The following is a 26,561-nucleotide window of genomic DNA, read 5'->3' on the forward strand; positions in this document are numbered from 1 at the left end:
TTAAACCGGGGCGGTCCAGCCGGTCGGGACCTGACCGACGCGGACCCGCTGGGGATGGTCGCCGACCGGCACCGAGGCGATGCGCTGCCCGGTGGCGAAGCTGATCGCGGACACCCGGTCGGCGCCCGACTCCGAGATCACGCAGGACAGGCCGTCGCCGCTGACCGTGGCCCAGTACGGCTTGCTCGCGGTGACCAGCGGACCCTGCGCCAGGGTGGCCCGGTCGACCACGGTGGCGTAGTCGTCCATGGTGCCCGCCACGCAGAGCTTCGAGCCGTCCGGGCTGATCGACAGGCCGTGGTGCCGCGAGTCGTTCACCCAGGTCGTCCGGTCGGGGCTGGTCGCCGGGTTGAGCGGCAGTTCCTTGACCCGGGTGATCCGGTCGGCCGCCACGTCGTACTCGACCAGGCCGGCGAAGAACGACACCTGGAAGTAGAGCCGGGACTCGTCCGGCGTCAGGATGGCGGGCCGGACCGCGTCGGACAGATCCGAGCGGCCGAACGCGTCCAGCCGGGTCCGCATGTCGATCACCTTGGACACCTGGAACGTCGAGGTGTCCGCGATGGTGATCCGCCGGTCGCCCTTGGACCAGTCCTGCGACGGGTCGTCCAGCGCGGTGTTCACCTCACCGATCGACATGTTCCAGAGCCGCCGGCCGTCCCGGGTGTAGATGTTCTCGTGCGGCTTGTCGCCGGCCTGGAACGAGCCCAGCTGTCTCCCGGTCACGATGTCGAGCACGTGCACGGTGTTGGAGGTGGACGCCGACACCGCCACGGTGCGCCCGTCCGGCGAGACCGCCATGTGGTCGGACCGGAACCCGGACACCGGGAAGCGCCAGCGGATGTCACCGGTGGCCAGGTCGACCGACACCACGTCGGCGAAGCTGGGCCGGGACGCGACCAGCGCGGTGCCGTCCGGCGTGGTGTACATGTCGTCGACGAGTTGGTCGTGGCCCTCGCCGGGGCCCTGCTGGATGCCGAGATAGAAGGCCAGCCGGATCGGGTTCAGATAGATCTCGAGAAGGCGCTGGGTCCGGTCCGGAACCACGTTGATCCGCCCGATGCGGCCGAAGTCGCCGCGGGCGCGGATCACGTCGACCGTGCCCTCCCAGTTGTTCCCGACGAACATGACCTCCTGAAGTGCGGGCTGAAGTGCGGGCTGAAGTGCGGGCTGAAGTGCGGGCTGCAGGGCGGGCGCCGCGGCCGCCGGCACGCCGGCGAGGGGCACGGCGGCCAGCACGGCACCGAGGGTGGCTGCGACTATTTGGCGTACGGGCATGGCCAGCTCCACGTATCGAAGTTTGTATACCGCTCGACGGACACGACTGTTACCGTGCGGTAACACAATGGGAACAAGCCAACGACCGATGTCGATAGAGGGCGGCTCTCAATGCCTCAGCGTCTCCTTGTCTCTGACCGACAACGGGCCCGGTCATGCTGACCGGATCGGTCGCGGCCCTGGTGGCCGATCTCGCGAAGGACGACGCCCTCGTCGACGATGTGGTCGCCTCGGCGCGCGAGCAGTTCCCCGAGGTGGCGCGCCTGCCGTGGGCGGAGAGCCGGCGGCACGTGGCGGCGCTGCTGGACGCCGGCTTCACCGCGTTCGCCCGGGCCAGCGCCGAGGGTGACCTCGCGTCCGATCTGGACTTCAGCGAGGCCCGCCGGTTCGGCGCCGAGCGGGCGGCGCTGGGCGTTCCGGTGGCCGGCCTGATGGCCGGGGTGCACGGCGGCCGCAGCCGCCTGCTGGAGATCGCCATCAACCGCGGGCGCGAGGCCGGGATCCCGTACGACGAACTGCTCCAGGCCCTGTTGAAGCTGGACCGCTACGGCACCGAGCTGGAACGCCACGTGATCGACGGCTACCGGCAGGCCGAGCAGGCGCTCAACCGCGACGACCGGACGGCCCGCATCCGGGTGCTACGACGCCTGCTGCTCGACGACGACGGCCCGCCCGGCCCCGACGAGGACCCGCCCCGCTTCGGCCTGCACGTCGACACCGCGTACCACTGCGTGATCTCGGACGTGTCCGACCCGAACCGGGTCCGCGCGCTGGAGCAGGCGTTCGCGCACTGCGGCGGCGTGCTGGCCCCGGTCGGCGGCCGGCTCAGCGGCCTGTCCCCGCGGCTGCCGGCCGGCCGGGCACTGGACCCGGCGGTGCTGGTGGTGACCACCCCGCCGGTCTCACTCGACCAGGCCCGGGCCGCCTACCGGCTGTGCCGCACGGCCCTGCAGGCGGCCCGCGTGTCCGAGTCCACCGGCCTGTGCGACGTCGTCGACCTGGCCGGCGAGACGGCCCTGGCCGGCCAGCCGCTGCTGGCGTCGTTCCTGAGCGACGGCCTGCTGTCGGCGCTGCAGCCCGGCGACGACTTCCACCGCGAACTGGTCGCCACCGCACTGGCCTTCCTGGATCACGGCCAGCGGCTGGACCGCACGGCCGCCGCGCTGCACCTGCACCCCAACACGGTCCGCTACCGCCTGCGCCGCCTCCAGGACCTCACCGGTTTCGGCACCGGCGGCGAGGGCCTGCCGGTCCTCGAGACGGTGCGCTGGTGGTGGGCGCTGCACGCGTGGTCCCGGCACCCGGCCGACTCAGCGGCGTCGACGTAGCGGCTTGACGTAGTAGACCAGCGTCCACGACCAGCCGGGCTGGGTCTCGCGGCCGACCTCCGCGTAGCCGAGGCCGGTATAGAAAGCCATGGCCTCCGGCTGGTTGTCCGCCGTGTCCAGATGCAGGGCGCGCAGGCCCGCCTCGGCGGCCCGCCGTTCCAGCTCGGTCATCAGCGCGCGGCCCACCCCGCGGCGGCGGGTCGCCGGGTGCACCCGGACCCGCAGCACCTCGGCCCGGCCGTCGGCGGTGGGCCAGAATCCGCCCATGCCGGCGAGATGACCGTCCACCTCGGCAACCAGGAACTCGCCGCCGGCGGCCAGGAAGGTTCCGCCGATGTCGGCCAGGTCGGTGAAGTCCGACGGCGGGGCAGCGGCGGGCGGTAGGGGCAGCGGCACCGTCGGATCGGCGGTGTGGCCCACGTTCGGCAGGGCGTTCAGCGCCCAGAGCACTGGCGCGTCGTCGTCCCTGAATCGCCTGACCGTCAGCACCACGCCGACACTGCCCGGCACCGCCCCGGAACGCGACCGAAATATCAGCCGGTAGCCGGGAAGTCGGCCGCCGCCACGCGGCCGGCTCCGCGGCGGGCGGCTCGCAGCGCCGCCTCGTTCACGAGATCGCGGAGGCCGGCACCCACCAGGCCGCCGGTGGCCGCGGCCAGCGCATCCAGGTCGACGTCGGCGGCCAGCGGGACCCGGCGGGTGTGCACCGCCAGGATCTCCCGGCGGGCGGCCAGGTCGGGCGGGTCCAGCGTGATCCGCCGGGCGAAGCGGCCCGCCGCCTCCGGTTCCGCACTCGCGACGGCCATCAGCACCTGGTTGCCGGGCCGTCCCTTCGGCAGGAGGGCGGGATCGTCGAGCAGCACCACGGCCGGCCCGAGCCATCGGCGGGGGCGCCGCAGCAGGGGCACCCGGGCCTCGCCGGCCAGCGCGTGCGCCAGCAGCGTCCGGCCGGTGCCGGGCGGGCCGACGACCAATATCCCGTACGGGATCATCGCTCCGAGCCGCCGGTATCGGCGCGGCGATCGCAGATAGTCGACGACGTCCGCCAGGGGCGAAAGGTCGACGCCGCCCACGTCGGCGAAGGTCGGCCGGCGCCGGGACAGCCAGATGATCAGGGCGAGGGCCGGCACGGCCGGGATCAGGCCGAGCAGCCACCACGGCGCCGGGTGCTCGACCGGGCTCGCGTTCACCGGGACGCCGTTCGACTGGAGCATCGCGAAGATGTTGTCGTCGGCGAACGGCGGCCGCTCGGTGGTGAACCGGGAGACCCCGTCGACCGCCTGCTTGAACCGGCCCTGGATGGTGTCGCCGGACGCGCTGACCTCGGCCATGTTGTCAATCTGGACCTGGCCGAGGAAGGCGGTGTAGGCCACCGGGGTGCGCGACGGCGGCGCCAGCAGCAGCGCCGCCACGGCAGAACCGGCCGCCACGAGCAGGATCAGGAGCAGCAGCCGGCCGAGTCGCATGATGGTCAACGTACGACGAAAAAGGCGCGCGTGCCGCGCGCCTTTCTCTGAGATCTTCGGGTGCCCCGGAAGGTTGGAGTCGACGCCAAGGGGCACCCGAAGATCCGTCAGGGGTTCATCAGTTGAGCGAGCATGTTGACAGGCCCTCGGCGTTCAGGTCCGGCTTCGCGGCGTTGCGGCCGATCGCCGTCTCGATCCGGTTGATCGTCGAGAAGCGCTTGTCGGCCAGCGGGCCGAGGATCGCGTTCTGGACGAAGGCCGGGCCGCCCTGGCCGACCGAGTTGGCGATCCGGTTGTTCGCCTCGTTGATCTGGGTCTGCAGCAGCGCCAGGTTGCGGTCGACCTCGGCCTGAGCCTGGGCCGGCACCGCCACCGGGACGTTGACCGCCGGGCAGTTCACGGTCTGCGCCGCCACGGCCTCGCCGCCACCGGCGTTGTCACCGGCTGCGCCGCCACCGACCTCGGTGTCCTGCTCGGCCGACGCGCCGCCGTTCTCGTTGAGCGAGCAGGTCTGCAGCTCCTCGGCGTTCAGGTCCGGCTTCGCGGCGTTGCGGCCGATCGCCGTCTCGATCCGGTTGATCGCGGCGAAGCGCTTGCTGGCCAGCGGGCCGAGGATCGCGTTCTGGATGAAGGCCGGGCCGCCCTGGCCCACCGAGTTGGCGATCCGGTTGTTGGCCTCGGCGATCTGGGTGTTCAGCAGCTCCAGGTTGCGCTGCACCTCGGCCTGCGCCTGGGCCGGAACGGCCACCGGGACGGCCACGTTCGGGCAGTTCACGGTCGGGACGCCGGCCGCGGCGTCGCCGCCACCCGCGTTGTCGCCGCCCGCGTTGTCGCCCCCGCCCGCGCCGTTGCCCGGAAGCTGGGTGTCCTGCTGCCGCGACGCGCCGCCGCCCTCGTTCAGCGTGCAGGCCGACAGGCCTTCCGCGTTGAGGTTCGGCTTCGCGGCGTTGCGGCCGATCGCCGTCTCCATCCGGTTGATGGTCGCGGCTCGCTTGTCGGCCAGCGGGCCGAGGATCGCGTTCTGGATGAAGTTCGGGCCGCCCTGGCCCACCGACGTGCGCAGCCGGTTGTTCGCCTCGGCAATCTGGGTGTTCAGCAGCTCGAGGTTGCGCTGCACGTCCGCGGCCTGCTGGGCCGGTACGGCCACCGGGATGGCGACGTTCGGGCAGTTGACCGTCGGGACGGCATCCTCGGCCGCCGCGGCAACGCCCAGGCCGGCGCCGACGATGACGACTGCGACCCCCACGACCGCACCGATCTGCCAGCGGCGCCCATTCATGCGGGACTTGTTGAAGCGAGATCTGTACATTGGAACCTGCGCCTTCCCGATGGGGAGCCAAATGTGCCTCGGCCATCCATACGGGAGCGCTCCCATGAGCGGATCAAAAGTTCCTAAAAATTTTTGAAATCCCAGCTCAGAGGGGTTCTATCCCAGGATCTGGTCCAGCCACGGGTTCCGGAAGGTCCCGGCCGGGTCATAGCGACGTACCAGATCTTGGAAATTCTCAAAACGGGCATATTCCGTTCGCAGCACGTCCGGCCCGGTGACGAAGATCTTGCCCCAGTGCGGCCGCGGACGCAGCGGCGCCAGCACCCGCTCCAGCTCCGCCACCACCGGCAGCACCGCGTCGGTGTCGGCGATCCAGGTGAAGTGCAGGGCCACCGAGTCGCGGTGGTAGTTCGGGCTCAGCCACAGTTCGTCGGCCGCGATCGCGCGGACCTCGCAGACCTGGAGCACCGGCGCCACCCGCTCGCGGATCGAGGCCACCGCGTCGATCGCCGCCAGGCCGTCCGCGCCGGCCACGTGGTATTCGGACTGCAGTTCGGCGCCGCTGCTCGGGGTGAACTCCATCCGGAAGTGCGGCAGCCGGGTGTGCCACGGCCCGAGCTCGCCGGACTGGTCGGTGCTGTTCTCGGCCGGCATGCCGGGCACCGGGTGGCGCGGGCCGTCGGCGCGGTGCCCGCCGTACCACTCCCCCGTCATCGGCTCGGTGCGCTTGAGCCACGCGTGGTTGATGTCCAGGCTGGTCCAGTCGGTGAACAGGCTGACGCTGTAGCCGTCGGCGAGCATCGCGTGCAGGTGCGCCTCGACCGCGATCCGGGGCACCCGGTCGAACACGTACTGCCGCAGCTCGAAGCCGGGCACCACGTCAAGGGTGAGCGCCGTGACGATGCCGGGCGCGCCCAGGCCCACCACCGCGCCGAACAGGTCGTCGTCGTCACGGGTCAGGGTGACCATTTCGCCCCGGCCGTCGATGAACTCGAGGCCGGCGACCGCGGCGGCCAGGTTGGCGTTGCCCACACCGGAGCCGTGCGTGGCGGTGGCGACCGCGCCGGCCACCGAGATGTGCGGCAGCGACGCGCTGTTCTGCAGGGCGAGGCCCGCGTCGGCGAGAATCGGGGCGAGCTCGCCGTAGCGGATGCCGCCGTCGACCCGCACCGAGCGCCGGTCCGGCGCGATCTCGACCACCCGCGGCAGGTCGGCCAGGGTGACCAGGTCGCCGTCGGTGTCGGACATCCGGTTGAACGAGTGCCCGCTGCCCAGCACGCGCAGCGGGCCGCCGGCCTTGACCAGGTCGCGGACCTCCTCGACACGGCGCGGGCGGTGCAACCGCCGGGCGCCGAAGACGATGTTGCCGGCCCAGTTGGTCACGCGCTCGCTCATGGCCTCAGCCTATGACGAACGCGCCGCCGGCACCGGGTGCCGGCGGCGGATCCGTCGTCGTCAGGCCGCCGGCCTGGCCCGCTCCGGTAAGCCGCCGAGACGCGCGGTCACCACATGCAGGGCGAAGAGCACGTAACCGGCCAGCACCGCGACCAGCACCGGGTGCACGAACCCGGCCAGCAGCGCCGCGAACACCACGATGCCGGCGCCGGCCAGCACCGTCACCGGGCGGGCCAGCGCGAGCGACCAGGCGGCCCGGGCCGCGCCGCGGCCGGTGATGCCGGCCTGCACCGCCACCAGGGCGGCGTACCCGGCCGCCACGGCCGCGGCGATCAGAACCACGGTCACGGCGGCCGCGCCGCCGGGCACCACGCCGCGGCGCAGGGCCGCGACATCCAGCACGACCAGGCCGAATCCCACCGCGACGACCGGACCGGCCCACAGGCCGGGCACCAGGCGGACGCGGAACGCCTGCCAGCACTCGGCCAGCGTCGGCCAGCGGCCCTCGGTGATCAGGTGATGGATCGCGTGGCTGCCCACGCCGACGGCAGCGCCGGCCGTGAGCAGCGGCAGCGACAGCACCGTCACCAGCATCCCGAGCAGGGCCAGATCGGCCGCGAGGCGCAGGGAGTCCCGCCAGTCGTGCGGCATCGCCTAGCCCTTCAGTCCGCTGGTGTTGATGCCCTCGACCAGCAGGCGCTGGAAGGCGACGAAGAACAGGAACACCGGCACCAGCGAGAGCAGCGACATCGCGAACATCGGTCCGACCGAGGCCTCACTCGTCGAGTCGATGAACAGGGTCAGCGCCACCGGGGCGGTGTAGTCCTTCAGCTCCGACAGATAGACCAGCTGCCGGAAGAAGTCGTTCCAGGTCCAGATGAACGAGAAGATCGCGGTGGTGACCAGCGCCGGCCGGCTCAGCGGCAGGATGACATGCCGGAAGACCTTGTACGCCGACGCGCCGTCGATCACCGCGGCCTCGTCCAGCTCGCGGGGGATGCCGCGCATGAACTGGACCATGAGGAACACGAAGAACGCCTCGGTGGCCAGGAAGTGTGGCACCAGGAGCGGTAGGTACGGGAAGTCCCCGCCGACCCAGCCGAGGGTCCGGAACAGGATGTACTGCGGGATGATCAGGACGTGCCCGGGCAGGAGCAGCGTGCCGATCATGATGGCGAACCACATGCCCCGCAGCCGGAACCGCAACCGCCCGAGGGCGTACGCGGCCAGCAGGCAGGACAGCGTGTTGCCGATGACGGTCACGACCGATACCAGCGCGCTGTTGATGAAGAAGCGGCCGAACGCGACGTCGAACTTGTTCCAGCCGTCGGGGAAGTTGCTCGGCGTGAACTCCTCCGGGAACAGTCCGATGTTGCGGACGATCTCCTCGGGCGATTTGAACGCCGTACCGACCATCCAGAACAGCGGGTAGAGCACCGCCGCCAGGATCAGGATGAGCGCCAGCAGGCGCAGTTTGGACCGCATCACTTGCCCTCGGAGTCGGAGTAGTGCACCCAGAATCGACCGGTGCTGAACAGCAGCACGGTGATCAGGCCGATCACCACGAGGAAGACCCAGGCCATCGCGGACGCGTAGCCCATGTTCAGCTCGACGAAGCCCGCGTTGTACAGGTGCAGCGTGTACATCAGGGTGGTGTCGACCGGGCCGCCGGTGCCGTTGCTCAGCACGAACGCGGACGTGAAGCCCTGGAAGCCGTGGATGGTCTCGAGCACCAGGTTGAAGAAGATGACCGGCGACAGCATCGGCAGCGTGATGTTCGCGAACCGCCGCCAGGCACCGGCCCCGTCCACCGCCGCCGCCTCGTACAGCTCACTGGGAACCTGCTTGAGGCCGGCCAGGAAGATGACCATCGGCGCGCCGAACTGCCAGATGGCGAGCAGCATGAGGGTGGGCAGCGCCCATGTCGGGTCGTTCACCCATGGCTGGCCCTCGATGCCGAACAGAGCGAGGAACGAGTTGAACGCGCCCTCACGGTTGAACATGCTGCGCCACACGATGGCCAGCGCCACGCTGCCGCCGAGCAGCGACGGCAGGTAGAACAGGCCGCGGAACAGCGAGATGCCGCGCAGGGCCTTGTTGAGCAGAAGTGCGACGCCGAGTGCGGCCGCCAGCTTGAGCGGCACGGCGACCAGCGCGAACGTGGCGGTGACCCGGACCGCGTGCCAGTACGACGGGTCAGCGGTGAACATCCGCTCGTAGTTGTCCAGACCCACCCACTGCGAGTCCATGACGTCGATCAGCGGGCTGTAGTCGGTGAAGCTGAGGTACAGCGAGATCAGCATGGGTATCGCGGTGACACCCATCAGACCCAGCAACCAGGGTGAGAGGAAGATGTAGCCGGCCAGGTCCTCCCGGCGGCGCCGACGGACCTCCCGGCCCCGCCGATGAGCGGCGGGACCGGGAGGCGCGGGCTCGGTCGGACGAACCGGCATCTGAGCCATTGTCACGAGGGAGTTCCTTTAGCTCTGCCCGATGGCTGCCTTGGCAGCAGTGACGAACGCCGCGGCGCCCGCCTCGGGAGTGGCGCGACCGTAGAGAACTTCCTCGGCCACCCGGATCAGCTCGGTCTTGACCTTGCTGTGGCCCTTCGGCGGCACGCTCGGTGCGGTCGGGCCGAACAACTTGCCCAGCTCGTTCTGCACCTTGATGGTCTGCTTCATGTTCGGGTCGGTGACCGCCGCCTCGACCTGCGCACGGACGTCGGTGTTGGGCGGCAGGCCCCGGTCGGTGCCGAGGATCATGCCGGCCTCCGGGTCGTTGGCCAGGAAGTTGACCACGTCGACCGCGGTGTCCTTGTTCTTGGTGCCGCGGAAGACCGAGAAGTAGAGCGAGGCACGAGCCCACTGGGCGCTGGTGTCACCGGGGTAGGCCACCAGGCCGAGCTCGCTCTTGGTGTTCTTCTTCAGCTCGGGCATCTGGTTGGTCCAGACCCAGGAGGTGCCCGCCTTGCCGGTCACCACCAGCTGCTTGGCCACACCGGAGTCGTTGCCCTCGTGGATCACGTCCGGCGTCGGGGTGGCGCCCTTGGCCCGGGCCCCCGCCCACAGCTGGAACCACTTGGTCATGTCCGCCTCGTCGAAGGCGATCTGGTTGCCCTTGTACAGGTCTTTGCCGGCCTGCCGCAGGTAGACCCAGAGGGCCTGGTAGACGGCGCTGGCGTCCTGGGTGCCGGGCAGCTTGGCGACCTTGGAGACGTTGGCCGCCCAGGCGACGAAGTCGTCCCAGCTCATGCCGGTCGTCGGCGCCGGCAGCTTGTTCTTGTCGAGCAGGGTCTTGTCGTAGACCAGGCCCTGGGTGTTCTCGCCCATCGCGACGCCGACCAGCTTGCCGTCGACCTCGCCGTACTTGCGCAGGCTCTCCGGGAACTTGGTGACGTCGAGCTTGCCGTCGGAGGTGTACGGCGTCAGGTCGAGCGTGACGTTGCGCTGCGCGTACTCCGCCAGGGCGTTGTCGTCGATCTGGAAGATGTCCGGCGCGTTGCCGCCGGCGGTGAGCGTGGCGAGCTTGTCGTAGTAGCCCTGGTTGGCCTGCCAGGTCTTCTTGAACGTCACGTTCGGGTGCTTCTGGGTGTAGAGGGCGAGCGCCTTCTCGGTGAGCTCGGCACGCGCGTCCGCACCCCACCAGAAGATGGACAGCTCGACCTTGTCGCTGTTGCCGCTGCCACCCTCGTCGTCGCCGCAGGCCGCGGCGCCGAGCAGGAGCGGCACGGCCAGCGCGGCGGCTAGCAGGCGACGGCGGGTCGGGTGACCGGTCGTCCTGGAGTTGGAATCCATTGCAGGTTGGCTCCCTTTTTAGGAGGCGACGCCGCCGGGGATGGTCACGGTGCCCGGGTCCGCAGGGCTGTGCGGACCCGGGCCCGGCCCCGTCGAGTCGCGAATGACCAGTTCGGTCTGTAGATGTAGATGTGCGGTGGAACGACGGTCGTCGCCATGTGCAAGCAGCATGTCGACGGCCGCCCGACCGGCGGCGGCGGTGGGAGTCGCCACCGTGGTCAGCTTGGGGCGGGTGAGCCGGCTGAGCATGATGTCGTCGATGCCGACGACGCTCACGTCCTGCGGCACCCGGGCGCCGGCGGCCAGCAGCCCCTCGATGAGGCCGATGGCCATCAGGTCGTTGTAGGCGAGCACGGCGGTGGCGCCGGCTCGCAACACGTCCTCGGCGATGGTGAGACCGCCCACCTCGGTGGGCGGGTTGGGACCGATGACGACCAGTTCGGCCTGCCCGGCGCGGGCCGTTGCGGTCGCGGAACGGCGGATCTCCCGGCTGGTCCACGATCCTCGCGGACCGCTGACCAGCGCGATGGTGCGGTGGCCCCGGGCGGTCAGGTGCTCGACCGCCAGCCGGGCGCCCTGGGCCACGTCCATCACGACGGCCGGGATGCCGGTGATCTGCCGGTTGACGACGACCAACGGCACCTCGCGGCTGAGTTGCTCGATCAGCGCGTTACTCATCCGCGGGCTGCACAGTAGGACACCGTCGACCTGCTTGGCCAGCGCCCGCACGACCTCTTCCTCGACGGCCGGGTCCTCGTTGGTGTCGGCGACGAAGATGTGGTGGTCGTGCTTGCGGGCCTGGCTCTCGGCGGCCTTGATCAGGGGCGGGAAGAAGGGGTTGGCGATGTCCGCCACGATCAGGCCGATGTTGTACGTGCGGCCGGTGATCAGCGCGCGAGCGGCCCGGTTGGGCCGGTAACCGAGCTGCTCGGCGCAGGCCAGCACGCGGCTGCGGGTGTTGGGGTTGACCAAATGGGGCGCCGAGAACGTGCGTGACACCGTCGAGATGTGCACGCCGGACGCCCGAGCGACGTCGCGAATGGTGACGGACACGCTCCGGCCTCCTCTTTAGACGTGTGGCGGTGGTCACTGACGGAGACATTTAATGCAAGCGGTTGCACCGATGTCAATGGGATTGTGTTGCGCGAAGATTGCAAAGCTCCACTCAGAACACGCTCTTACTCGGGTAAATACGGACAGATACACCCCCGCCGATTGACGACTCTGCATCGATCCGCCTAACTTCGCTGCAAACCTTTGTACCGCCCGACCCCGCTTACGGGCTCCCCGGCCCGCTCACCATGACTTAACCCGAGGTGGACCAGTGTCCGACCCGATCTTCGCTCTCGACCCGCGCCAGGCGGCGATCGCCCGCGAGCTCTACGCGGGCGTCCGCGACCTGCCGCTGATCTCGCCGCACGGCCATGTCGACCCCGGCCTGCTCGCCGACGACCAGCCGTTCCCCGACCCCGCGCGGCTGATCATCGTGCCCGACCACTACGTCACCCGGATGCTGCTCAGCCAGGGCATTCCGCCCGCCCGGCTGGGTGTCCCCCGGCGCGACGGCGGGCCGGTGGAGACCGACGGCCGGGTCATCTGGCGGCTGCTCGCCGACAACTGGCACCTGTTCCGCGGCACCCCGTCGCGATTCTGGCTGGAGCGCACCTTCGCCACCGTCTTCGGCGTCGAGACCCGGCTGACCAGCGCGACCGCCGACGACGTCTACGACGCGATCGCCGCCAAACTGGCCGAGCCTGGCTTCCGGCCGCGCGCCCTGTTCGAGAAGTTCGGCATCGAGGTACTGGCCACCACCGAGTCCCCGATCGACGACCTCGGCAAGCACGCCAAGCTGGCCGCCGACGGCTGGGGCGGCCCGGGCGGCCGGGTGATCACCACGTTCCGCCCGGACCACGTGGTCGACATGGACCACGAAGCCTGGGCCGAGAACGTCGGCAAGCTCGCCGACCTGACCGGCGAGGACACCGGCACGTACGCCGGCTACCTGGCCTCGCTGCGCCGCCGCCGGGAGGCCTTCATCGAGGCCGGCGCCACCTCGTCGGACCACGGCCACCTGACCGCGCGTACCGCGAACCTGAGCGAGGCCGAGGCCGCCGCCCTGTTCGAGAAGGGCCTGCGCGGCGAGGCCGACGCGGCCGACGCCGAGACCTTCCGGGCCCACATGCTGCTCGAGTTCGCCCGCATGTCGCTCGACGACGGCCTGGTCATGCAGCTGCACCCGGGCGCCGTGCGCGACCACAACAAGCAGCTGTTCGCCGCGCACGGCCGCGACGTCGGCGGCGACATCCCGCAGGCCACCGACTACGTGCAGGCGCTGCGCCCGCTGCTCGACGCGTACGGCATGGACCCGCGGCTGCGCGTCGTGGTGTACACCCTGGACGAATACACCGCGAGCCGCGAGCTGGCCCCGCTGGCCGGCGGTTACCCGGCGCTGTTCCTCGGCGCACCCTGGTGGTTCCTGGACGCGCCCGACACCATGCGCCGGTTCCGCGAGGCGGTCACCGAGACGGCCGGGTTCTACAACACCGCCGGCTTCGTCGACGACACCCGGGCGTTCTGCTCGATCCCGGTCCGGCACGACGTCGCCCGCCGTGTCGACGCGGCGTTCCTGGCCTCGCTCGTCGCGCAGGACCGCCTGCCGCTCGACGAGGCCGCCGAGACCCTGGCCGACCTCGCCTACCACCTACCGAAGCGGATCTTCCGCCTGGACAAGAAGGCATAGTTACGCATGACGACCATAACCGGGGTGAGCGTGCACGACGTGCGCTTTCCCACCGCGGCGGCCGGCGACGGCTCCGACTCGATCAACAAGGGTGACTACTCGGCCACCTACGTCGAGCTGGCCACCGACGGCCCGCACACCGGCACCGGATTCACCTTCACCAACGGCCGGGGCAACGAGATCACCTGTGCCGCGGTCCGCGCGCTGGCGCCGGCCATCGAGGGCAGGACGCTCGACGAGTTGTTCGGCGACCCGCTGACCTTCCTGCGCTCGGTCACCACCGACGTGCAGCTGCGCTGGATCGGCCCCGAGAAGGGCGCCCTGCACATGGCCACCGGCGCCCTGGTCAACGCGGTCTGGGACCTGCGCGCCAAGGAGGCCGGCAAGCCGCTGTGGCAGCTGCTCGCCGAGATGCCGACCGAGGAACTCGTGGCCCAGGTCGACTTCCGGCACATCCGGGACGCCATCACGCCCGAGGAGGCGGCGGCCATCCTGGACAAGGGCCGGGTCGGTCTCGAGGACCGGCTCGCCCAGCTGCGCAGCGAGGGCTTCCCGTCGTACACCACCAGCGTCGGCTGGCTCGGTTACCCCGACGACAAGGTCCGGGCACTGACCAGGCAGGCGTACGCCGAGGGCTGGCGCGCCATGAAGATGAAGGTCGGCGGCCCGATCGAGGACGACGTGCGCCGCGCCCGGATCATCCGCGAGGAGATCGGCCCGGACGCGCTGCTGATGATGGACGCCAACCAGATCTGGGACGTCGACGAGGCGATCGCCAACATGGCCCGGCTCGCCGAGTCCGACCCGTACTGGATCGAGGAGCCCACCCACCCGGACGACGTGCTCGGTCACGCGCGCATCCAGCAGGCCGTTTCCCCGGTCCGGGTCGCGACCGGCGAGGTCGCCGCCAACCGGGTGATCTTCAAGCAGCTGCTCCAGGCCGGCGCGATCCGGGTCATGCAGATCGACGCGTGCCGGGTGGCCGGCGTGCCCGAGGTGCTGGCCGAGCTGCTGATGGCCGCGAAGTTCGGGGTGCCGGTCTGCCCGCACTCCGGCGGTGTCGGCCTGTGCGAGCTGGTCCAGCACCTGGCGATCTTCGACTACCTGCGGGTGGGCACGTCGCTGGAGGGCCGGATGGTGGAGTACGTGGACCACCTGCACGAGCACTTCACCGACCCGGTGCGCACCCGCGACGGCCGCTACCTGGTGCCGGAGCAGCCCGGTTACAGCTCCGACCTGAAGCCCGAGTCGATCGCCGAGTTCCGCTTCCCGGAGGGGCCGGCCTGGCAGTGACCGACCTCCTCGACCTCCAGAGCCTCGCCCGGGTGCCCGCGGACGCGCGTCCGCGGATCGCACCGGGCGAGGCCGGCGCCGGCATCGTGCACCTCGGTGTCGGCGCGTTCCACCGCGCGCACCAGGCCGTCTTCACCGAGGACGCGATGGCGGCGGCCGGCGGCGACTGGGGCATCGTGGCGGTCGCGCCCCGGTCCACCTCGGTCGTCGACGCGCTGCGGGCCCAGGACCGGCTGTTCAGCGTCACCACGCTGGCACCGGCCGGCCGCAGCATCCGGGTGATCGGCTCGTTCGCCGGGCTGCGGCACGCGGCCGGCGACCCGGAGGCGGTGGTCCAGCTGCTGGCCGACCCGGCGATCCGGATCGTCACGCTCACCGTGACCGAAAAGGCCTACTGCATGGACCCGGCCACCGGCCGCGTCCTGCTGGACGACGCGCTACGCGCCGACCTCGGCACCGACCGGCCCCCGCAGACCGTGCCGGGCCTGCTGATCCGCGGCCTGATCGCCCGCCGCCGGGCCGGCGCCGGTCCGATCGCGCTGGTCAGCTGCGACAACCTGCCGGCCAACGGGCACCGGTTGCGCAGCCTGGTCGAGCACCTCGCGGACCTCACCTCGATGTCCGGCTGGGTCAGCGAGAACGTGACCTTCCCCGGCACCATGGTGGACCGGATCGTGCCGGCCAGCACCGCCGAGACGCTGGCGGTGGCGGCTGCCGAACTCGGTGCCCGGGACGAGGCCGCGGTCAGCGCCGAGCCGTACACCCAATGGGTGATCGAGGACGACTTCCCGGCCGGCCGCCCGGCCTGGGACCGGGCCGGCGCGGTGCTGACCGGCGACCCGCGGCCGTGGGAGCGGATCAAGCTGCGCTCGCTGAACGGGGTGCACTCGGCCACCGCCTACCTCGGCGCCCTGGCCGGCAAGGACACCATCGCCGAGGCGCTCACGCTGCCCGGCCTGGGCACCGTGCTGCGCAAGTTCATCGCCGAGGACGTGGCGCCGAGCCTGGTGCCGCCGGACGGCATCACCACCGTCGAGTACGGCGAGCAGGTGCTGGAACGCTTCGCCAACCCGGCACTGGGCCACACCACCGTGCAGGTGGCGATGGACGGCTCGCAGAAGCTGCCGCAGCGGGTGCTGGACACCATCCTGGACCGGCGGCGGGCCGGCGCCACCCCGCGCTGGGGTGCGCTGGTGGTGGCCGCCTGGATGCGGTTCGTGCAGGGCAGCACCGACGCGGGCCGGCCGCTGCCGCTCAACGACCCGCTGGCCGAGACCATCCGGGCCCGGCTGGCGTCCGCGCCGGACACCCCGGCCGGCGTGGTCGACGCGCTGCTCGGCATCGACGCGGTGTTCGCTCCGGAACTGGCGGGAGACGACGTGATCCGGGTACTGCTGGTGGAATGGCTGACCGAATTGGACAAGCACGGCGCGGAAACGACTCTGGCGGGAGCGGCATGACGGCCACGGTGGCGCTGATCGGGGCGAACGGGCACGGCCGGTGGCACCGCCGGCGGATCGCGGAGCTGACCGGGGCCGGCCGGGTGCGGCTGGTGGGTCTCGCCGACCTGCAGCCGGTCGACCCGGACCCACCCGTACCGGCAAATGTCCCGCTTTTCACCGACCACCGTGAGCTGCTCGCCCAGACCAGGCCCGACGTGGTCGTGATCTGCACCCCGCCGCACACCCACCTGCCGATCGCGCTGGACGCCATCGCGGCCGGCTGTGACCTGCTGCTGGAGAAGCCGCCGGTGGCGTCGCTCGCGGCACACGGCACGCTGGCCGCCACCCTGGCCTCCAGCGGCCGGGCCTGCCAGGTCGGCTTCCAGGCCCTCGGGTCGGCCGCCTGGCAGCAGTTCCGCGACTCGCTGGCCGGCCTGGGCCCGCTGGACGGCGTCACCGCCACCGCGTCGTGGAAGCGCGACGACGTCTACTACGCGCGGGCGCCGTGGGCCGGCAAGCGCACCGTCGGCGGGCGCGCGGTCATCGACGGCGTGCTGGTCAACCCGATCGCCCACGCGGTGATGCAGGCCCTGGCCACCGCCCGCGCGGCCGGTTCCGGCAAGCCGCGGCAACTCGCCGTCGAGCGCTATCGGGTGCGCGACATCGAGGTCGAGGACACCGCGTTCGCCCGGGTCACCTTCGAGAGCGGCCTGGCGGTGCTGATCGCGGTGACCCTGGCCGGGGAAGACTTCATCCCCGGCGAGATCGGCGCACGCGGCCCCGGCGGCCGGTCGCTGCTGGAATACCCGAAGGACCGGATCGCCCTGCCCGGCGACGCCGGCCTGCGGGACGTACCCGGCCGCACCGATCTCCTGACCAACCTGCTGGACCACCGCGCGAACGGCACCCCGCTGCTGGTGCCGCTGCCGGACACGGCCGACTTCACCGCCGTGCTGGAGGCGCTGACCGTGCCCGACGTGCCCGCGCCGCACCTGCTGGGCAGCGAGTGGGTCATGGTGGACGGCCCGCAGCGCGTCATTCCGGGCATCAACGAGGTGCTGCGCAAGGCCACCGAGACGCTGGCCCTGCCGTCCGAGATGGGCGTGCCGTGGGCGGTCAACCCGATCATCCAGCGCCTGCCGGTGACGTAGGTCCGGTCGGCCGGGCGCCGTCGCGCCCGGCCGGCCGGCTGCTTTCCGGACACCCGGACATTGAAGATCGTCATAACGGAGTAGTCTCCCCGCCATGGTGAGCCGGTTCGGCGCATTCACCCTGGCCGTCGTGTGGACCGCCCTTGGCCTGGCGGTCGGCCTCACCGCGCTCCAGCTGGCCGCCCAGGGCGGCCTGGGCGACGCCGGCCTGATCGGCGCGGTGATCGACGCGTTCCGGAGCAACATGCGCTGGTGGATGGTGCTCACCCCGGCCTGCCTGCTCATCGGCACCATCTGGATCGGCATGGGCGCCCGCACCGCCCGCAGCACGGCCGCGCTCGGCGCCCAGGCCGCCCTGATCGGCCTCGCGGCAGCCCTGTTCGCCCTGCTGCTGTTCCTGATCGCCGGCCAGGCCCTCGCGTGACCGCCGACGTCCCCGGCCTGCACGTGGTCTTCGACTGCGCCGACCCCGACCGGATGGCGAAATTCTGGATGCTCGCGCTGCCCGGCTACGACTTTCCCGCGCCGCCGCCGGACGGCTTCGACACCTGGGAATCCTGGGCCGACGCCAACAAAGTGCCCGAAGACCAGCGCAACCTGGCCCGCACCCTCGTCGACAAGGCCGGCAGCCGCCCCACGATCTTCTTCAACCAGGTCCCCGAACCCCACCCGCCCACCAAGAACCGCCTGCACCTGGACGTGAAGGCAGCCGAGGGCCTGGCCGGCGACGAACGCCGATCGCGCCTGGAGTCGACAACCGCCCGCCTGGTCGACGCGGGCGCGACCGTGGCCCGGATGGTCGACGGTCCCGAGGGCTTCTGGCTGGTCCTGCAAGATCCCGAGGGCAACGAATTCTGCGTGATCTGACCGAATCAGCACCCGCCGCCCCGATCCCGGCACGGCGCACGCCCCGCCCGGCGCCGAGTATGACCCGGCCGCACGCCCCACAACAGACCTTGACCCCACCCCACCGGGAACGGCGGCCCCCAACCAAGATCCCTCCGCCGCCGGCCAGCCACCCGAAGACCTTGACCCCCACACCACCGCACCGGGTGGCCTCCGAACCAAGATCGGTGCACCGGCACCGGCACCGGCACCGGCACCTCACCGCGCCACCTCTTGACGGGGATAAAAGCCGCGCTTGCTTTCATAACGGTGGATCGACAGTTCTAATCGCAGCGACAGTTCGCACCGATGCGGATAACGATTCGCGCGGCGATCGACACGCAGAAAACCACAAGATCGCGGGGAATTGCGCGCCATTGCGCTCCTCGCCCGCGACCTTGTGGAGTCTCAGCACGCCAGCTACCGCAATTCGACAAAACTGAAACGCAGCAGCGCCGCCCGGGGGCGGCTTTGTTGAACTGCCGTCGCCCGGTGGCACGAAGCCACAAGATCGACCGCCTCGCGCCAGCCCGGCAAGCGCCACAACCGGCAACGCCACAACCGGCAAGCGGCCCCGCTACAGGTCGACCAGGGCCTCGTTGATCTCGGCTCGGGTCAGCACGCCGTCGGCGATCAGCACCCGCATTTCGCGGCTCAGCGGCACGCCCGGGCGGATCGGCAACGGCTGGGACCAGGCCAGCGCGGCGCATACGCCGGTGTAGCCCTCGGTGCGGGCGAACCAGCGATCCTCGCCGGCCAGGCCGCGGAACACCAGCGTGTAGCTGCCGCCCACGGTCAGGGCCAGCCACGGGTCGGTCGAGCCGTGTGCGGCCGCGCCGGTCGCGGTGAACGTCTGCGCCTCGCCCGCACCGGCCCGCCAGAAGAAGCCCCCGTACCCGGCGCCCACCGGCCGTCCATGCGTGACCGGGCTGCCGATCACCACGTCGTCCGGGCCGGTGGCGCTCAACTCGTACGAGAAATGCAACTCCCAGCCTCGCGCCGCGGCACGGGCCGTGACCACCCGCTCCTCGCGCAGGAGGATGCGGTCATCCGCGTCGCACCAGAGCAGCTGCTCGAGGAAACCGCCGTCGACCGGCTTGGACGCCAGGTGCCGGATCCGGCCGTGGTCGTCGAGCCAGACGTAGCCCTCGTCGCGGACGTACGTGCGCCCGCCCCACAGGTTGACGCCGGCGACGTCCGCCAACGTCACCGACGCGCCCATGTGCCAGGGGTGGTCGTAGCAGAGCGAGTCGGTGACCACCGTGCCCGCCAGCGTGCGCACCGGGTGCAGGTGCGGGCGAGGAGCCAGCCGGATGTCCAGGTCCGGCTCCTCGACGTACGTCGCGACCTCGGTGTCGCCGACCCGCAGCGCAGTCATTCGACCGCGGCCCGGTAGCCGGCGTACGCCTCGTCCAGGACCTCGGCACCCGGCCGGGACCAGACGTCCTCGTGGAACACCTCGACCTCCACGTAGCCTTCGTAGCCCGCCTCGCGCACCGCGGTCGCGAACCGGCGCATGTCGACGCTGCCGGTGCCGGGCAGGCCCCGGCCGAGCAGCACGCCCTCGGGCAGCGGGGTGATCCAGTCGGCGAGCTGGAAGGAGTGGATCCGGCCCTCCCGGCCGGCCACCTCGATCAGGCGCCAGACCTGGTCGTCCCACCACAGGTGGTAGGTGTCGATGACCACGCCCACGGTGTCGGCGGGGTACGGCGCGGCCAGCTGCAACGCCTGGCCGAGCGTGGCGACCACGCACCGGTCCGAGCAGAACATCGGGTGCAGGGCCTCGATGGCCAGCCGGACACCCGCCGCTTTCGCGTACGGCACCAGCTCGCCGATCGCGTCGCCGATGTGCCGCCGGGCGCCGTCGATGTCCCGGGAGCCCTCCGGCAGACCGCCGCTGACCAGCACCAGCGTGTCGGTGCCTAGCGCGTGCGCCTCGTCGATGGCCTGCCGGTTGCTGTCCCGCCAGTCCGGCAGCTGGAAGAAGCCGGACCGGCACAGGGACGAAACTTCAAGACCGGCATCGCGCACGAGGGCGGCAGCCTTGTCCAGTCCGTACTCGGCCACCTCCTCACGCCACAGGCCGACCGCGGGTACGCCGGCCTTGACGCAGCCGGCGACCAGGTCTTCCAACGGCCACCGCTTGGTGGTCGCCTGATTGAGCGAAAAGCCCTTCATCGATCCAGTTCCGGGATCTCGATGCGCCGGCCCTCGCGCGAGGACTGCAGGCCCAGCTCGGCGATCTGCACGCCGCGGGCGCCGGCCCACAGGTCACCCGCGTACGGGGCGTCCTCGGCGACGTAGCGGAGGAACTGCTCCCACTGGGCGCGGAAGCCGTTCGGGAAGACGTCGTTGTCCGGGACGGTCTGCCACTGGTCGCGGAAGCGCTGGGTGGTCGGCACGTCCGGGTCCCAGACCGGCTTGGGGGTGGCGGCCCGCGGCTGGATGCGGCAGTGGTGCAGGCCGGCGACCGCGCTGCCGTGGGTGCCGTCGACCTGGAACTCGACCAGTTCGTCGCGGTTGACCCGGACCGCCCAGGAGGAGTTGATCTGGGCGACGATGCCACCGTCCAGCTCGAACAGACCGTACGCCGCGTCGTCGGCCGTGGCCTCGTACGCCGTACCCTCCTCGTCCCATCGCTTGTCGATGTGCGTGACCGCCCGCGCGGTCACCGCGCGCACCGGCCCGAACACCTGCTCGAGGACGTAGTGCCAGTGCGGGAACATGTCCAGCACGATGCCGCCGCCGTCCGCGGCCCGGTAGTTCCACGACGGACGCTGCGCGGCCTGCCAGTCACCCTCGAAGACCCAGTACCCGAACTCGCCGCGTACCGAGAGGATCTTGCCGAAGAAGCCGCTCTGCACCAGGCGGGCGAGCTTGCGCAGGCCGGGCAGGAACAGTTTGTCCTGCACCACGCCGTGCTTGATGCCGGCCGCGTCGGCGACCTTGGCGAGCTCGACGGCCTGCTCGAGGGTCTCGGCCACCGGCTTCTCGGTGTAGATGTGCTTGCCGGCCTCGATGGCCATCTGCAACGCCTTGACGCGGGCCGAGGTCACCTGCGCGTCGAAATATATCTGCATGTCCGGCCGCGCCAGTGCGGCTGGAAGATCAGTGGTCCACTCGGTGAGACCGTTCTTCTCCGCGATGTCGCGGAGCTTCGCCTCGCTGCGGCCGACCAGCAGCGGCTCGGGCCACAGTACTGACCCGTCCCGCAGCGGCAGGCCGCCGTCCTGGCGGATGGCGAGCACCGAACGAAGCAGATGTTGCCGTAGCCCCATCCGCCCGGTGACGCCATTCATCACGATCCCGATCGTTGTCCTGCCCATGCTGGTTAGGTCCTCCCACGAAAGCCTTGAGGTAAGCGCTTTCCTAGACCGTAATGGGCGTGCCGCCATCCGGGCAAGAGCGGCAGCGGTATCCTGCCCGGGCAAGGTGCGGCAAGAGGTGCCGCCAACTGACGGGAGGGCGGCGACCGATGGCCACCTTGGCGGATGTCGCGCGCCACGCGGGGGTCTCCACCGCGACCGCATCCAGGATCATCAATGGGAGTTCCAAACCGGTCGCCGAGGCCCTCCGGCAGCGTGTCCTGGCCGCCGTCGCCGAGCTCAAATACGTGCCCAACGCGCACGCCCAGATGCTCGCCCGCTCGCACCGCAGCGCCGTCGGCGTGATCGTCCACGACGTCTCCGACCCGTACTTCGCCGAGATCACCCGGGGCCTGCAGCGGGTCGCCGAGGCCGACGGCCGCCTCGCGATCATCTGCAACAGCTACCGCCAGCCGGACCGCGAAATGGAGTACATCGATCTCCTGCACGCGCACCAGGTGGCCGCCATCGTGATCGCCGGCTCCGGCTACGCCGACGAGGCCACCGCCGCCAGACTCGACGACCGGCTGCGCGCCTTCGAGTCGTCCGGCGGCCGCATCGCCGTGATCGGCCGCCACGAACACACCGGCGACGCGGTCCTGCCGGACAACGAGGGCGGCGCCTTCCTGGCCGCCTCCCACCTGTTCGATCTCGGACACACCGAGATCGCGGTGATCGCCGGCCCGCCCGCCCTGACCACGACGATCGACCGCCTCGACGGCATCGGCCGCGCTATCCGCAAGTACCGGGCAAAAGTTCCAAAATCGCGAATTATGCACTCTGACTTCACCCGCGACGGCGGCGCCGCCGCCACCACCCAGTTGTTCACCGACTTCCCCGAGGTCACCGCGATCGCCGCCCTGAACGACTCGATGGCCGTCGGCGCCCTGGCCGCCCTGCGCAACGCCGGCCGCCGCCTCAACGTGATCGGCTTCGACGACATGCCGATCGCCCGCGACGTGACCCCGTCCCTGACCTCGGTCCGCCTCCCCCTCACCGAACTGGGCGAACGCGCCATGCGCCTGGCCCTGGACACCTCGAGCGAGGGCCCCCGCACCGAGCGGGTGAGCGCCGAACTGGTCCCCCGCGAAAGCACCTGGGCGATTTAGGCTCGTCGACGCCGCACGATCAAGAGCATTACCCCGAGCGCGTACGCGAGCAGCACCGCCAAGCCGGCCCACCACGGCAGCGGGAAATAGCCGGCCGACGGGGCGTAGTGCGCGATCACCTGCGGATACTCGACCTGCGTCTGCTTGATCGCGAAACCGGCGGCCGGGGTCAGCCGCAGCAGCCACTCGGAGACCGGGTCGGGCAGCAGCGGGAACGCGGTCACGGCGTACGGCAGCACGATCAGCGACAACCCGGCCAGGATCGCCAGCCAGCCGCGGCGCAGCCAGGCGCCGAGCCCGAAAGCGACGACCGCGCTGAGGGCGTACACCACGGCCACCCCGCCGATCACCCGCGCGCCGGTCAGCGCCGGCACCGGCTGGACCGGTATGCCGTTGCCCTTCATGATCGCGAGGCCCACCGGGACGACCACCCCGACGGCGACCAGGCCGGTGACAAATCCGGCCGCCGCGACCACCGCCGGGCCGCGGCCGGCGCCGGTGCCGTAGCGGGCCGCGACCACGACCACCACGATCAGCCCGATCACCAGGCCGGTCAGGAGAAGTTCGACGCTGCGGAGGCCGTCCTCGCCGACCGGTCCGATGTCGCCGGTGCCGCTGACCGTGACGACGCCGTCCTCTTCCTCGGCGCCGGAGGGCTGGTGGTACTTCTCCCAGTCGGTGTGGTTCATCTCGCCGACCGAGTCGCTGCGCCACGGGCCGGCGCCGCCGCCGGTCACGGCCACGTTGTCGAACACGCCCACCGCCTGGGTGAACCGGACCTGCTCGATCGCGCCGCCCAGGCCGACCTCGCGCAGCGTGAGGTCGCCCGGCGAGGTGGCGAACATCCCGACCTGCACGGTGTCCGGCAGGCCGGCCAGCTCGGCCGTCCCGGCGGTGTGCCACTGCCGGCCGTCGGCCGACTCGGCGCCGGTGATCGTGTCGCCCGAGCGGGTCAGGCGCAGCCAGCGCGGGGACTGTGCCGCCACGCTGCCCGGCCGGCCGGCGACGTCGTGCCGGTAGTCGTGCTGGAACCGCACCCCGTGGCTGCCGGTCATCATCAGGGCCGCGTACGACGAGCCGGGCCGCACGCCGTCCTTCACGATGATCCCGGTCTTCGCCCACGGCACCAGCCCGGCAACGATCTCGTCGTGGTCCGGCGGCGGATAGGTGATCGTCCCGGTCATCGCCGTCAGCCGTACCGTGATGCTGCCCTCGCGGCCGAGGTCCCGGTGCCAGAACCAGAACCGGTCGCTCACCACCGAGCCGTCGGCGGCGACCGGTATCACCGGGCACGGACCGTCGCAGGACGAGCGGCTGCCGAAGGCGGGCAGCAGACCCAGCGCGATGACGGCGAGCGCGGCCACGGCCATGGCGATCAGGCGGCCGGGACGGCGGAACGCGGTCCACTCCCGGCGCAGGGATTCGATGGTCGACATGCCGCCGGTTCTACCGAGCCGCCGGTAACACCGCGCCAACCGTGGCCGTCATGCCGCTGTTAGGCCGGTCCCGCCGGTCGCGCCGCACCCTTCGTGACCGGCAGGACCGGCCCCGGGTCGCCGCCGGGTATTGACGGGACCCGATCTCCCGCCTAACTTCCGCAGGAAAGGCCTTACCTAAGGGAGTTCCGAATGCACCGTCGCAAGTTCCTCGAGTTGGCCGGCGGGTCGGCTGCCGGTGTTCTCGTTGCCGCCGGCGGTGCCGCACCGGCCGCCGCCGCCCCAGGCCGGCGGCCGTTCGCCGTGGTCGCCGCGGACGGCAGCGGTGATTTCGCCACCGTGCAGGCGGCCGTCGACGCGGTCCCGGCCGGCAACACCGAACGGCTGACCATCGCGATCCGCCCCGGCACGTACCTGGGGCAGGTCATCGTTTCCTCGACCAAGCCGTTCATCACGCTGCTGGGCACCGGGCGCAACCCCGAGCACGTGGTGGTCGCCGACAACCGGGCCAACGGCACCCCGAAGCCGGACGGCAGCGGCACCTGGGGCACTTCCGGCAGCGCCTCGGTCACCGTGGACGGCGCCGGTTTCACGGCCCGCAACCTGACCTTCGCCAACACCTTCGACGAGGTGGCCAACCCCGACCTCAGCGGCAAGCAGGCGGTCGCCATCCTCACCCGCGCCGACAAGCTGGAGTTCGAGCGGGTCCGCTTCATCGGCAACCAGGACACGCTGTACGTGAACAGCAGCGCGGCCGGAGTGATCGCGCGGGCGTACTTCCGGGACTGCTACGTCGAGGGCGACGTCGACTTCATCTTCGGCCGCGGCACCGGCGTCTTCGACCGCTGCCGCATCCACTCGCTCAACCGCAACACCACCCCGGCCGGGTACGTGACCGCGCCCAGCACCGACATCGCCAACCCGCACGGCCTGCTGTTCAACCGCTGCACGCTCAGCTCGGACGCCCCGGCCGGCTCCGTCTTCCTGGGCCGCCCGTGGCACCCGAGCAACGACCCGAACGCGATCGGCCAGACGATCATCCGGGAGTCGTGGCTCGGTGAGCACATCGGCGCCACGCCGTGGAGCAACTTCGGCACCTGGCCGTGGCAGGACGCCCGGTTCGGCGAGTTCCACAACCGGGGCCCGGGCGCCCTGGTCACCGCCGACCGCCCCCAGCTGACCGACGAGCAGGCCGCCACCGCCACCGTGGCCGACTTCCTGCGCGGCACCGACAACTGGCGCCCGGAGTCATGCCGCTAGATCCTCGATCCGGTCGGCCCACCTCCTGATCAGGACGGCGTCGTGCGACACCAGCAGGACGCCGAGGCCCGCGGTCTCCCTGATCACCTTCGCGACGTGCGCCTGCGTCGAGGCGTCCAGCATCGTGGTCGCCTCGTCGCAGAGCAGGTAGCGCGGCCGGTGCGCCACGGCGCGGGCCAGGCAGGCGCGCGCCACCAGCCCGTCGAAGATCAGCGACGCACCGTCGGTCCCGTACCCCAGCACCGGGTTGAGCGTGTCCGGCTCCCCCGACGTGGCCACCACGAACGTGTCCGCGTCATCGCGCGCGGGCGTCTGCCCACATCCCGCCAATGAGCAGACGGGCAAACGGCATCCCTGCGACACCTCACTATCTAGGAGGTCCGGTAGCCGCCATGCTTACCTAATTGCCATTAGTTTGCAATAAGGTCTCCTGCATGGAATTCTCCGACGTCCTGCGCGGCCGCCGCATGGTCCGCAACTACCGCACCGACCCCATCCCCGACGCCACCGTCGACCGCATCGTGCGGATGGTGCACCGGGCGCCCAGCGCGGGTTTCGCCCAGGGCCACCGCATCGTCGTGGTTACCGATCCGGCCCGGCGTGCCGCCTTGGCCGCGGTGGCCGAACCCTGGTATCTGGAACACGGCTTCGAGCCCTGGATCTCCCGCGCCCCCGTGCAGCTGGTGCTGGGCGTACGCGAGGCGAGCTACCACGAGCGCTACCAGGAGCCGGATAAATTGGACGCTGGCGAGGAGATCCCGTGGCCGGTCCCGTTCTGGTGGTTCGACGCCGGCGCCCTGCTGGTCCTGCTCCAGCTGGCCGCCGCCGAGGAAGGCCTGGCCACGGGTTTCTACAGTCCCGCCGCGCCCGCTGAACTGGCGTCCCTGGCCGAGATCGCCGGTCTTCCCGCCGACGTGGCCGTGACCGGCGTGCTCACCGTGGGCCACCCGGCCGACGACCCGAGGCACGACCCCGCAAAACTGGCCGGCCGCCGCAAACCCACCACCGACCTGGTGACCTGGCTCCACTGACGGGAACGCCCCGGCGGCGCTGGATCATCGCGTGCCGGGGCATCCTCCGTTGCGGGTTGTCGACGCCCGTCCGGACCGGAGCCGGGCAGGACCACGCCTGACCAGCACCGCCCGCCCATGCTCCCCTAATTGCAAACTCCTGGCAACAACGGCGCCCTCGAACCGCCGTCCCGGATTTCGGAACCCATCACCGCATATCGAGCCGCGATCCCGAATCGTGGTCACCTTCCCGTTTCATGGAAGCCCGTTCCAAATCCAGTCTCCCTGGCCACCGTGGGACCGGCTATCAAGGCGGGTTGGGAACCCGAACCGGCCGAC

25 protein-coding genes are annotated in these 26,561 nt (G+C 71.1%); 10 read left to right on the forward strand and 15 right to left on the reverse strand.

Annotation, left to right across the window (positions count from 1 at the left end; translation table 11 throughout):
* On the reverse strand, window positions 1-1,290 hold the full coding sequence (locus Ari01nite_RS33680; RefSeq protein WP_239163255.1) for a beta-propeller fold lactonase family protein: 1,290 nt from the start codon (window positions 1,288-1,290) through the stop codon (window positions 1-3).
* Window positions 1,291-1,433: 143 nt separating this feature from the next.
* Between Ari01nite_RS33680 and Ari01nite_RS33685 the strand changes: the two genes are divergently transcribed.
* Window positions 1,434-2,606 (forward strand): PucR family transcriptional regulator, encoded by a 1,173-nt coding sequence (locus tag Ari01nite_RS33685; RefSeq protein WP_203786282.1) that lies wholly within the window; start codon window positions 1,434-1,436, stop codon window positions 2,604-2,606.
* Here the strand turns inward: Ari01nite_RS33685 and Ari01nite_RS33690 are convergent.
* From Ari01nite_RS33690 to Ari01nite_RS33730, 9 genes are all read right to left on the reverse strand, one after another.
* The gene (locus tag Ari01nite_RS33690; RefSeq protein ID WP_203786283.1) at window positions 2,589-3,095 is read right to left on the reverse strand and encodes a GNAT family N-acetyltransferase; all 507 of its coding nucleotides are present in this window, start codon (window positions 3,093-3,095) and stop codon (window positions 2,589-2,591) included. The genes Ari01nite_RS33685 and Ari01nite_RS33690 overlap by 18 nt on opposite strands.
* Window positions 3,096-3,139: 44 nt before the next feature.
* The gene (locus Ari01nite_RS51045) at window positions 3,140-4,072 is read right to left on the reverse strand and encodes an AAA family ATPase (RefSeq protein WP_275410899.1); all 933 of its coding nucleotides are present in this window, start codon (window positions 4,070-4,072) and stop codon (window positions 3,140-3,142) included.
* A 118-nt stretch (window positions 4,073-4,190) separates the two neighbouring features.
* Window positions 4,191-5,351, reverse strand: a complete 1,161-nt coding sequence (locus Ari01nite_RS33700) for a hypothetical protein (RefSeq protein ID WP_239163256.1) — start codon at window positions 5,349-5,351, stop codon at window positions 4,191-4,193.
* Window positions 5,352-5,498: 147 nt separating this feature from the next.
* Window positions 5,499-6,737 (reverse strand): FAD-binding protein, encoded by a 1,239-nt coding sequence (locus Ari01nite_RS33705; RefSeq protein WP_203786285.1) that lies wholly within the window; start codon window positions 6,735-6,737, stop codon window positions 5,499-5,501.
* A gap of 60 nt (window positions 6,738-6,797) precedes the next feature.
* The gene (locus tag Ari01nite_RS33710; RefSeq protein WP_203786286.1) at window positions 6,798-7,388 is read right to left on the reverse strand and encodes a hypothetical protein; all 591 of its coding nucleotides are present in this window, start codon (window positions 7,386-7,388) and stop codon (window positions 6,798-6,800) included.
* A gap of 3 nt (window positions 7,389-7,391) precedes the next feature.
* Window positions 7,392-8,222 carry a carbohydrate ABC transporter permease gene (locus Ari01nite_RS33715; RefSeq protein WP_203786287.1) on the reverse strand — a complete coding sequence of 277 codons (831 nt, stop codon included), beginning with the start codon at window positions 8,220-8,222 and terminating at the stop codon, window positions 7,392-7,394.
* On the reverse strand, window positions 8,222-9,190 hold the full coding sequence (locus Ari01nite_RS33720; RefSeq protein ID WP_239163257.1) for a carbohydrate ABC transporter permease: 969 nt from the start codon (window positions 9,188-9,190) through the stop codon (window positions 8,222-8,224). The genes Ari01nite_RS33715 and Ari01nite_RS33720 overlap by 1 nt, the downstream gene beginning before the upstream one ends.
* 27 nt (window positions 9,191-9,217) lie before the next feature.
* Window positions 9,218-10,531 (reverse strand): ABC transporter substrate-binding protein, encoded by a 1,314-nt coding sequence (locus Ari01nite_RS33725; RefSeq protein ID WP_203786288.1) that lies wholly within the window; start codon window positions 10,529-10,531, stop codon window positions 9,218-9,220.
* 18 nt (window positions 10,532-10,549) lie between these two features.
* Entirely contained in the window at window positions 10,550-11,584 is a 1,035-nt protein-coding gene (locus tag Ari01nite_RS33730; RefSeq protein ID WP_203786289.1) for a LacI family DNA-binding transcriptional regulator, read from the reverse strand.
* Window positions 11,585-11,855: 271 nt separating this feature from the next.
* Here Ari01nite_RS33730 and uxaC point away from each other — a divergent pair, with 271 nt between their 5' ends.
* The 6 genes from uxaC to Ari01nite_RS33760 all read left to right on the forward strand — a co-directional run bounded on the left by uxaC (window position 11,856) and on the right by Ari01nite_RS33760 (window position 18,024).
* A complete protein-coding gene (gene uxaC / locus Ari01nite_RS33735) occupies window positions 11,856-13,271 on the forward strand; it encodes a glucuronate isomerase (RefSeq protein ID WP_203786290.1) in 1,416 nt (471 codons plus the stop codon).
* A gap of 6 nt (window positions 13,272-13,277) precedes the next feature.
* Window positions 13,278-14,564, forward strand: coding sequence for an enolase C-terminal domain-like protein (locus tag Ari01nite_RS33740; protein ID WP_203786291.1), 1,287 nt, complete (start codon window positions 13,278-13,280; stop codon window positions 14,562-14,564).
* Window positions 14,555-16,024, forward strand: a complete 1,470-nt coding sequence (locus tag Ari01nite_RS33745; RefSeq protein ID WP_203786388.1) for a mannitol dehydrogenase family protein — start codon at window positions 14,555-14,557, stop codon at window positions 16,022-16,024. Before Ari01nite_RS33740 ends, Ari01nite_RS33745 begins: the two co-directional genes overlap by 10 nt.
* Complete coding sequence (locus tag Ari01nite_RS33750) at window positions 16,021-17,157, forward strand: Gfo/Idh/MocA family protein (RefSeq protein WP_203786292.1); 1,137 nt, start codon at window positions 16,021-16,023, stop codon at window positions 17,155-17,157. The genes Ari01nite_RS33745 and Ari01nite_RS33750 overlap by 4 nt, the downstream gene beginning before the upstream one ends.
* Before the next feature lie 94 nt (window positions 17,158-17,251).
* Window positions 17,252-17,581 (forward strand): hypothetical protein, encoded by a 330-nt coding sequence (locus Ari01nite_RS33755; protein WP_203786293.1) that lies wholly within the window; start codon window positions 17,252-17,254, stop codon window positions 17,579-17,581.
* Window positions 17,578-18,024, forward strand: coding sequence for a VOC family protein (locus tag Ari01nite_RS33760; protein WP_239163258.1), 447 nt, complete (start codon window positions 17,578-17,580; stop codon window positions 18,022-18,024). The genes Ari01nite_RS33755 and Ari01nite_RS33760 overlap by 4 nt, the downstream gene beginning before the upstream one ends.
* Before the next feature lie 595 nt (window positions 18,025-18,619).
* On the opposite strand, the gene Ari01nite_RS33765 is transcribed toward Ari01nite_RS33760, so the two are convergent.
* Genes Ari01nite_RS33765 through Ari01nite_RS33775 form a run of 3 tightly spaced genes read right to left on the reverse strand, consistent with a single transcriptional unit; the run spans window position 18,620 to window position 21,368 of the window.
* Window positions 18,620-19,420: a DUF6807 domain-containing protein gene (locus Ari01nite_RS33765; protein ID WP_203786294.1), complete on the reverse strand. Its 801-nt coding sequence runs from the start codon at window positions 19,418-19,420 to the stop codon at window positions 18,620-18,622.
* A complete protein-coding gene (locus Ari01nite_RS33770) occupies window positions 19,417-20,220 on the reverse strand; it encodes a sugar phosphate isomerase/epimerase family protein (protein WP_203786295.1) in 804 nt (267 codons plus the stop codon). Before Ari01nite_RS33770 ends, Ari01nite_RS33765 begins: the two co-directional genes overlap by 4 nt.
* Complete coding sequence (locus tag Ari01nite_RS33775; RefSeq protein ID WP_203786296.1) at window positions 20,217-21,368, reverse strand: Gfo/Idh/MocA family protein; 1,152 nt, start codon at window positions 21,366-21,368, stop codon at window positions 20,217-20,219. Before Ari01nite_RS33775 ends, Ari01nite_RS33770 begins: the two co-directional genes overlap by 4 nt.
* Window positions 21,369-21,517: 149 nt before the next feature.
* Here Ari01nite_RS33775 and Ari01nite_RS33780 point away from each other — a divergent pair, with 149 nt between their 5' ends.
* Window positions 21,518-22,516: a LacI family DNA-binding transcriptional regulator gene (locus Ari01nite_RS33780; protein WP_203786297.1), complete on the forward strand. Its 999-nt coding sequence runs from the start codon at window positions 21,518-21,520 to the stop codon at window positions 22,514-22,516.
* Here Ari01nite_RS33780 and Ari01nite_RS33785 read toward each other — a convergent pair.
* On the reverse strand, window positions 22,513-23,952 hold the full coding sequence (locus tag Ari01nite_RS33785; RefSeq protein WP_203786298.1) for a DUF1349 domain-containing protein: 1,440 nt from the start codon (window positions 23,950-23,952) through the stop codon (window positions 22,513-22,515). The genes Ari01nite_RS33780 and Ari01nite_RS33785 overlap by 4 nt on opposite strands.
* Before the next feature lie 192 nt (window positions 23,953-24,144).
* Here Ari01nite_RS33785 and Ari01nite_RS33790 point away from each other — a divergent pair, with 192 nt between their 5' ends.
* Window positions 24,145-25,212 (forward strand): pectinesterase family protein, encoded by a 1,068-nt coding sequence (locus tag Ari01nite_RS33790; protein WP_203786299.1) that lies wholly within the window; start codon window positions 24,145-24,147, stop codon window positions 25,210-25,212.
* Here Ari01nite_RS33790 and Ari01nite_RS33795 read toward each other — a convergent pair.
* Window positions 25,201-25,494, reverse strand: a complete 294-nt coding sequence (locus tag Ari01nite_RS33795; RefSeq protein WP_203786400.1) for an ATP-binding cassette domain-containing protein — start codon at window positions 25,492-25,494, stop codon at window positions 25,201-25,203. The two genes, Ari01nite_RS33790 and Ari01nite_RS33795, sit on opposite strands and share 12 nt — an antisense overlap.
* A 152-nt stretch (window positions 25,495-25,646) precedes the next feature.
* Between Ari01nite_RS33795 and Ari01nite_RS33800 the strand changes: the two genes are divergently transcribed.
* Complete coding sequence (locus tag Ari01nite_RS33800; RefSeq protein WP_203786300.1) at window positions 25,647-26,243, forward strand: nitroreductase family protein; 597 nt, start codon at window positions 25,647-25,649, stop codon at window positions 26,241-26,243.
* Window positions 26,244-26,561 lie beyond the last annotated feature (318 nt).

This window comes from Paractinoplanes rishiriensis (assembly GCF_016862375.1).
In the GTDB taxonomy this organism is placed as follows: Bacteria; Actinomycetota; Actinomycetes; order Mycobacteriales; family Micromonosporaceae; genus Actinoplanes; species Actinoplanes rishiriensis.

Coding starts and splice junctions, on each gene's coding strand:
- Ari01nite_RS33685 (WP_203786282.1), top strand. CDS start 1,434: ATGCTGACCGGATCGGTCGCGGCCCTGGTGGCCGATCTCGCGAAGGAC.
- Ari01nite_RS51045 (WP_275410899.1), bottom strand. CDS start 4,072: ATGCGACTCGGCCGGCTGCTGCTCCTGATCCTGCTCGTGGCGGCCGGT.
- Ari01nite_RS33700 (WP_239163256.1), bottom strand. CDS start 5,351: ATGAATGGGCGCCGCTGGCAGATCGGTGCGGTCGTGGGGGTCGCAGTC.
- Ari01nite_RS33705 (WP_203786285.1), bottom strand. CDS start 6,737: ATGAGCGAGCGCGTGACCAACTGGGCCGGCAACATCGTCTTCGGCGCC.
- Ari01nite_RS33710 (WP_203786286.1), bottom strand. CDS start 7,388: ATGCCGCACGACTGGCGGGACTCCCTGCGCCTCGCGGCCGATCTGGCC.
- Ari01nite_RS33715 (WP_203786287.1), bottom strand. CDS start 8,222: ATGCGGTCCAAACTGCGCCTGCTGGCGCTCATCCTGATCCTGGCGGCG.
- Ari01nite_RS33720 (WP_239163257.1), bottom strand. CDS start 9,190: ATGCCGGTTCGTCCGACCGAGCCCGCGCCTCCCGGTCCCGCCGCTCAT.
- Ari01nite_RS33725 (WP_203786288.1), bottom strand. CDS start 10,531: ATGGATTCCAACTCCAGGACGACCGGTCACCCGACCCGCCGTCGCCTG.
- Ari01nite_RS33740 (WP_203786291.1), top strand. CDS start 13,278: ATGACGACCATAACCGGGGTGAGCGTGCACGACGTGCGCTTTCCCACC.
- Ari01nite_RS33750 (WP_203786292.1), top strand. CDS start 16,021: ATGACGGCCACGGTGGCGCTGATCGGGGCGAACGGGCACGGCCGGTGG.
- Ari01nite_RS33755 (WP_203786293.1), top strand. CDS start 17,252: ATGGTGAGCCGGTTCGGCGCATTCACCCTGGCCGTCGTGTGGACCGCC.
- Ari01nite_RS33765 (WP_203786294.1), bottom strand. CDS start 19,420: ATGACTGCGCTGCGGGTCGGCGACACCGAGGTCGCGACGTACGTCGAG.
- Ari01nite_RS33770 (WP_203786295.1), bottom strand. CDS start 20,220: ATGAAGGGCTTTTCGCTCAATCAGGCGACCACCAAGCGGTGGCCGTTG.
- Ari01nite_RS33775 (WP_203786296.1), bottom strand. CDS start 21,368: ATGGGCAGGACAACGATCGGGATCGTGATGAATGGCGTCACCGGGCGG.
- Ari01nite_RS33780 (WP_203786297.1), top strand. CDS start 21,518: ATGGCCACCTTGGCGGATGTCGCGCGCCACGCGGGGGTCTCCACCGCG.
- Ari01nite_RS33785 (WP_203786298.1), bottom strand. CDS start 23,952: ATGTCGACCATCGAATCCCTGCGCCGGGAGTGGACCGCGTTCCGCCGT.
- Ari01nite_RS33790 (WP_203786299.1), top strand. CDS start 24,145: ATGCACCGTCGCAAGTTCCTCGAGTTGGCCGGCGGGTCGGCTGCCGGT.
- Ari01nite_RS33800 (WP_203786300.1), top strand. CDS start 25,647: ATGGAATTCTCCGACGTCCTGCGCGGCCGCCGCATGGTCCGCAACTAC.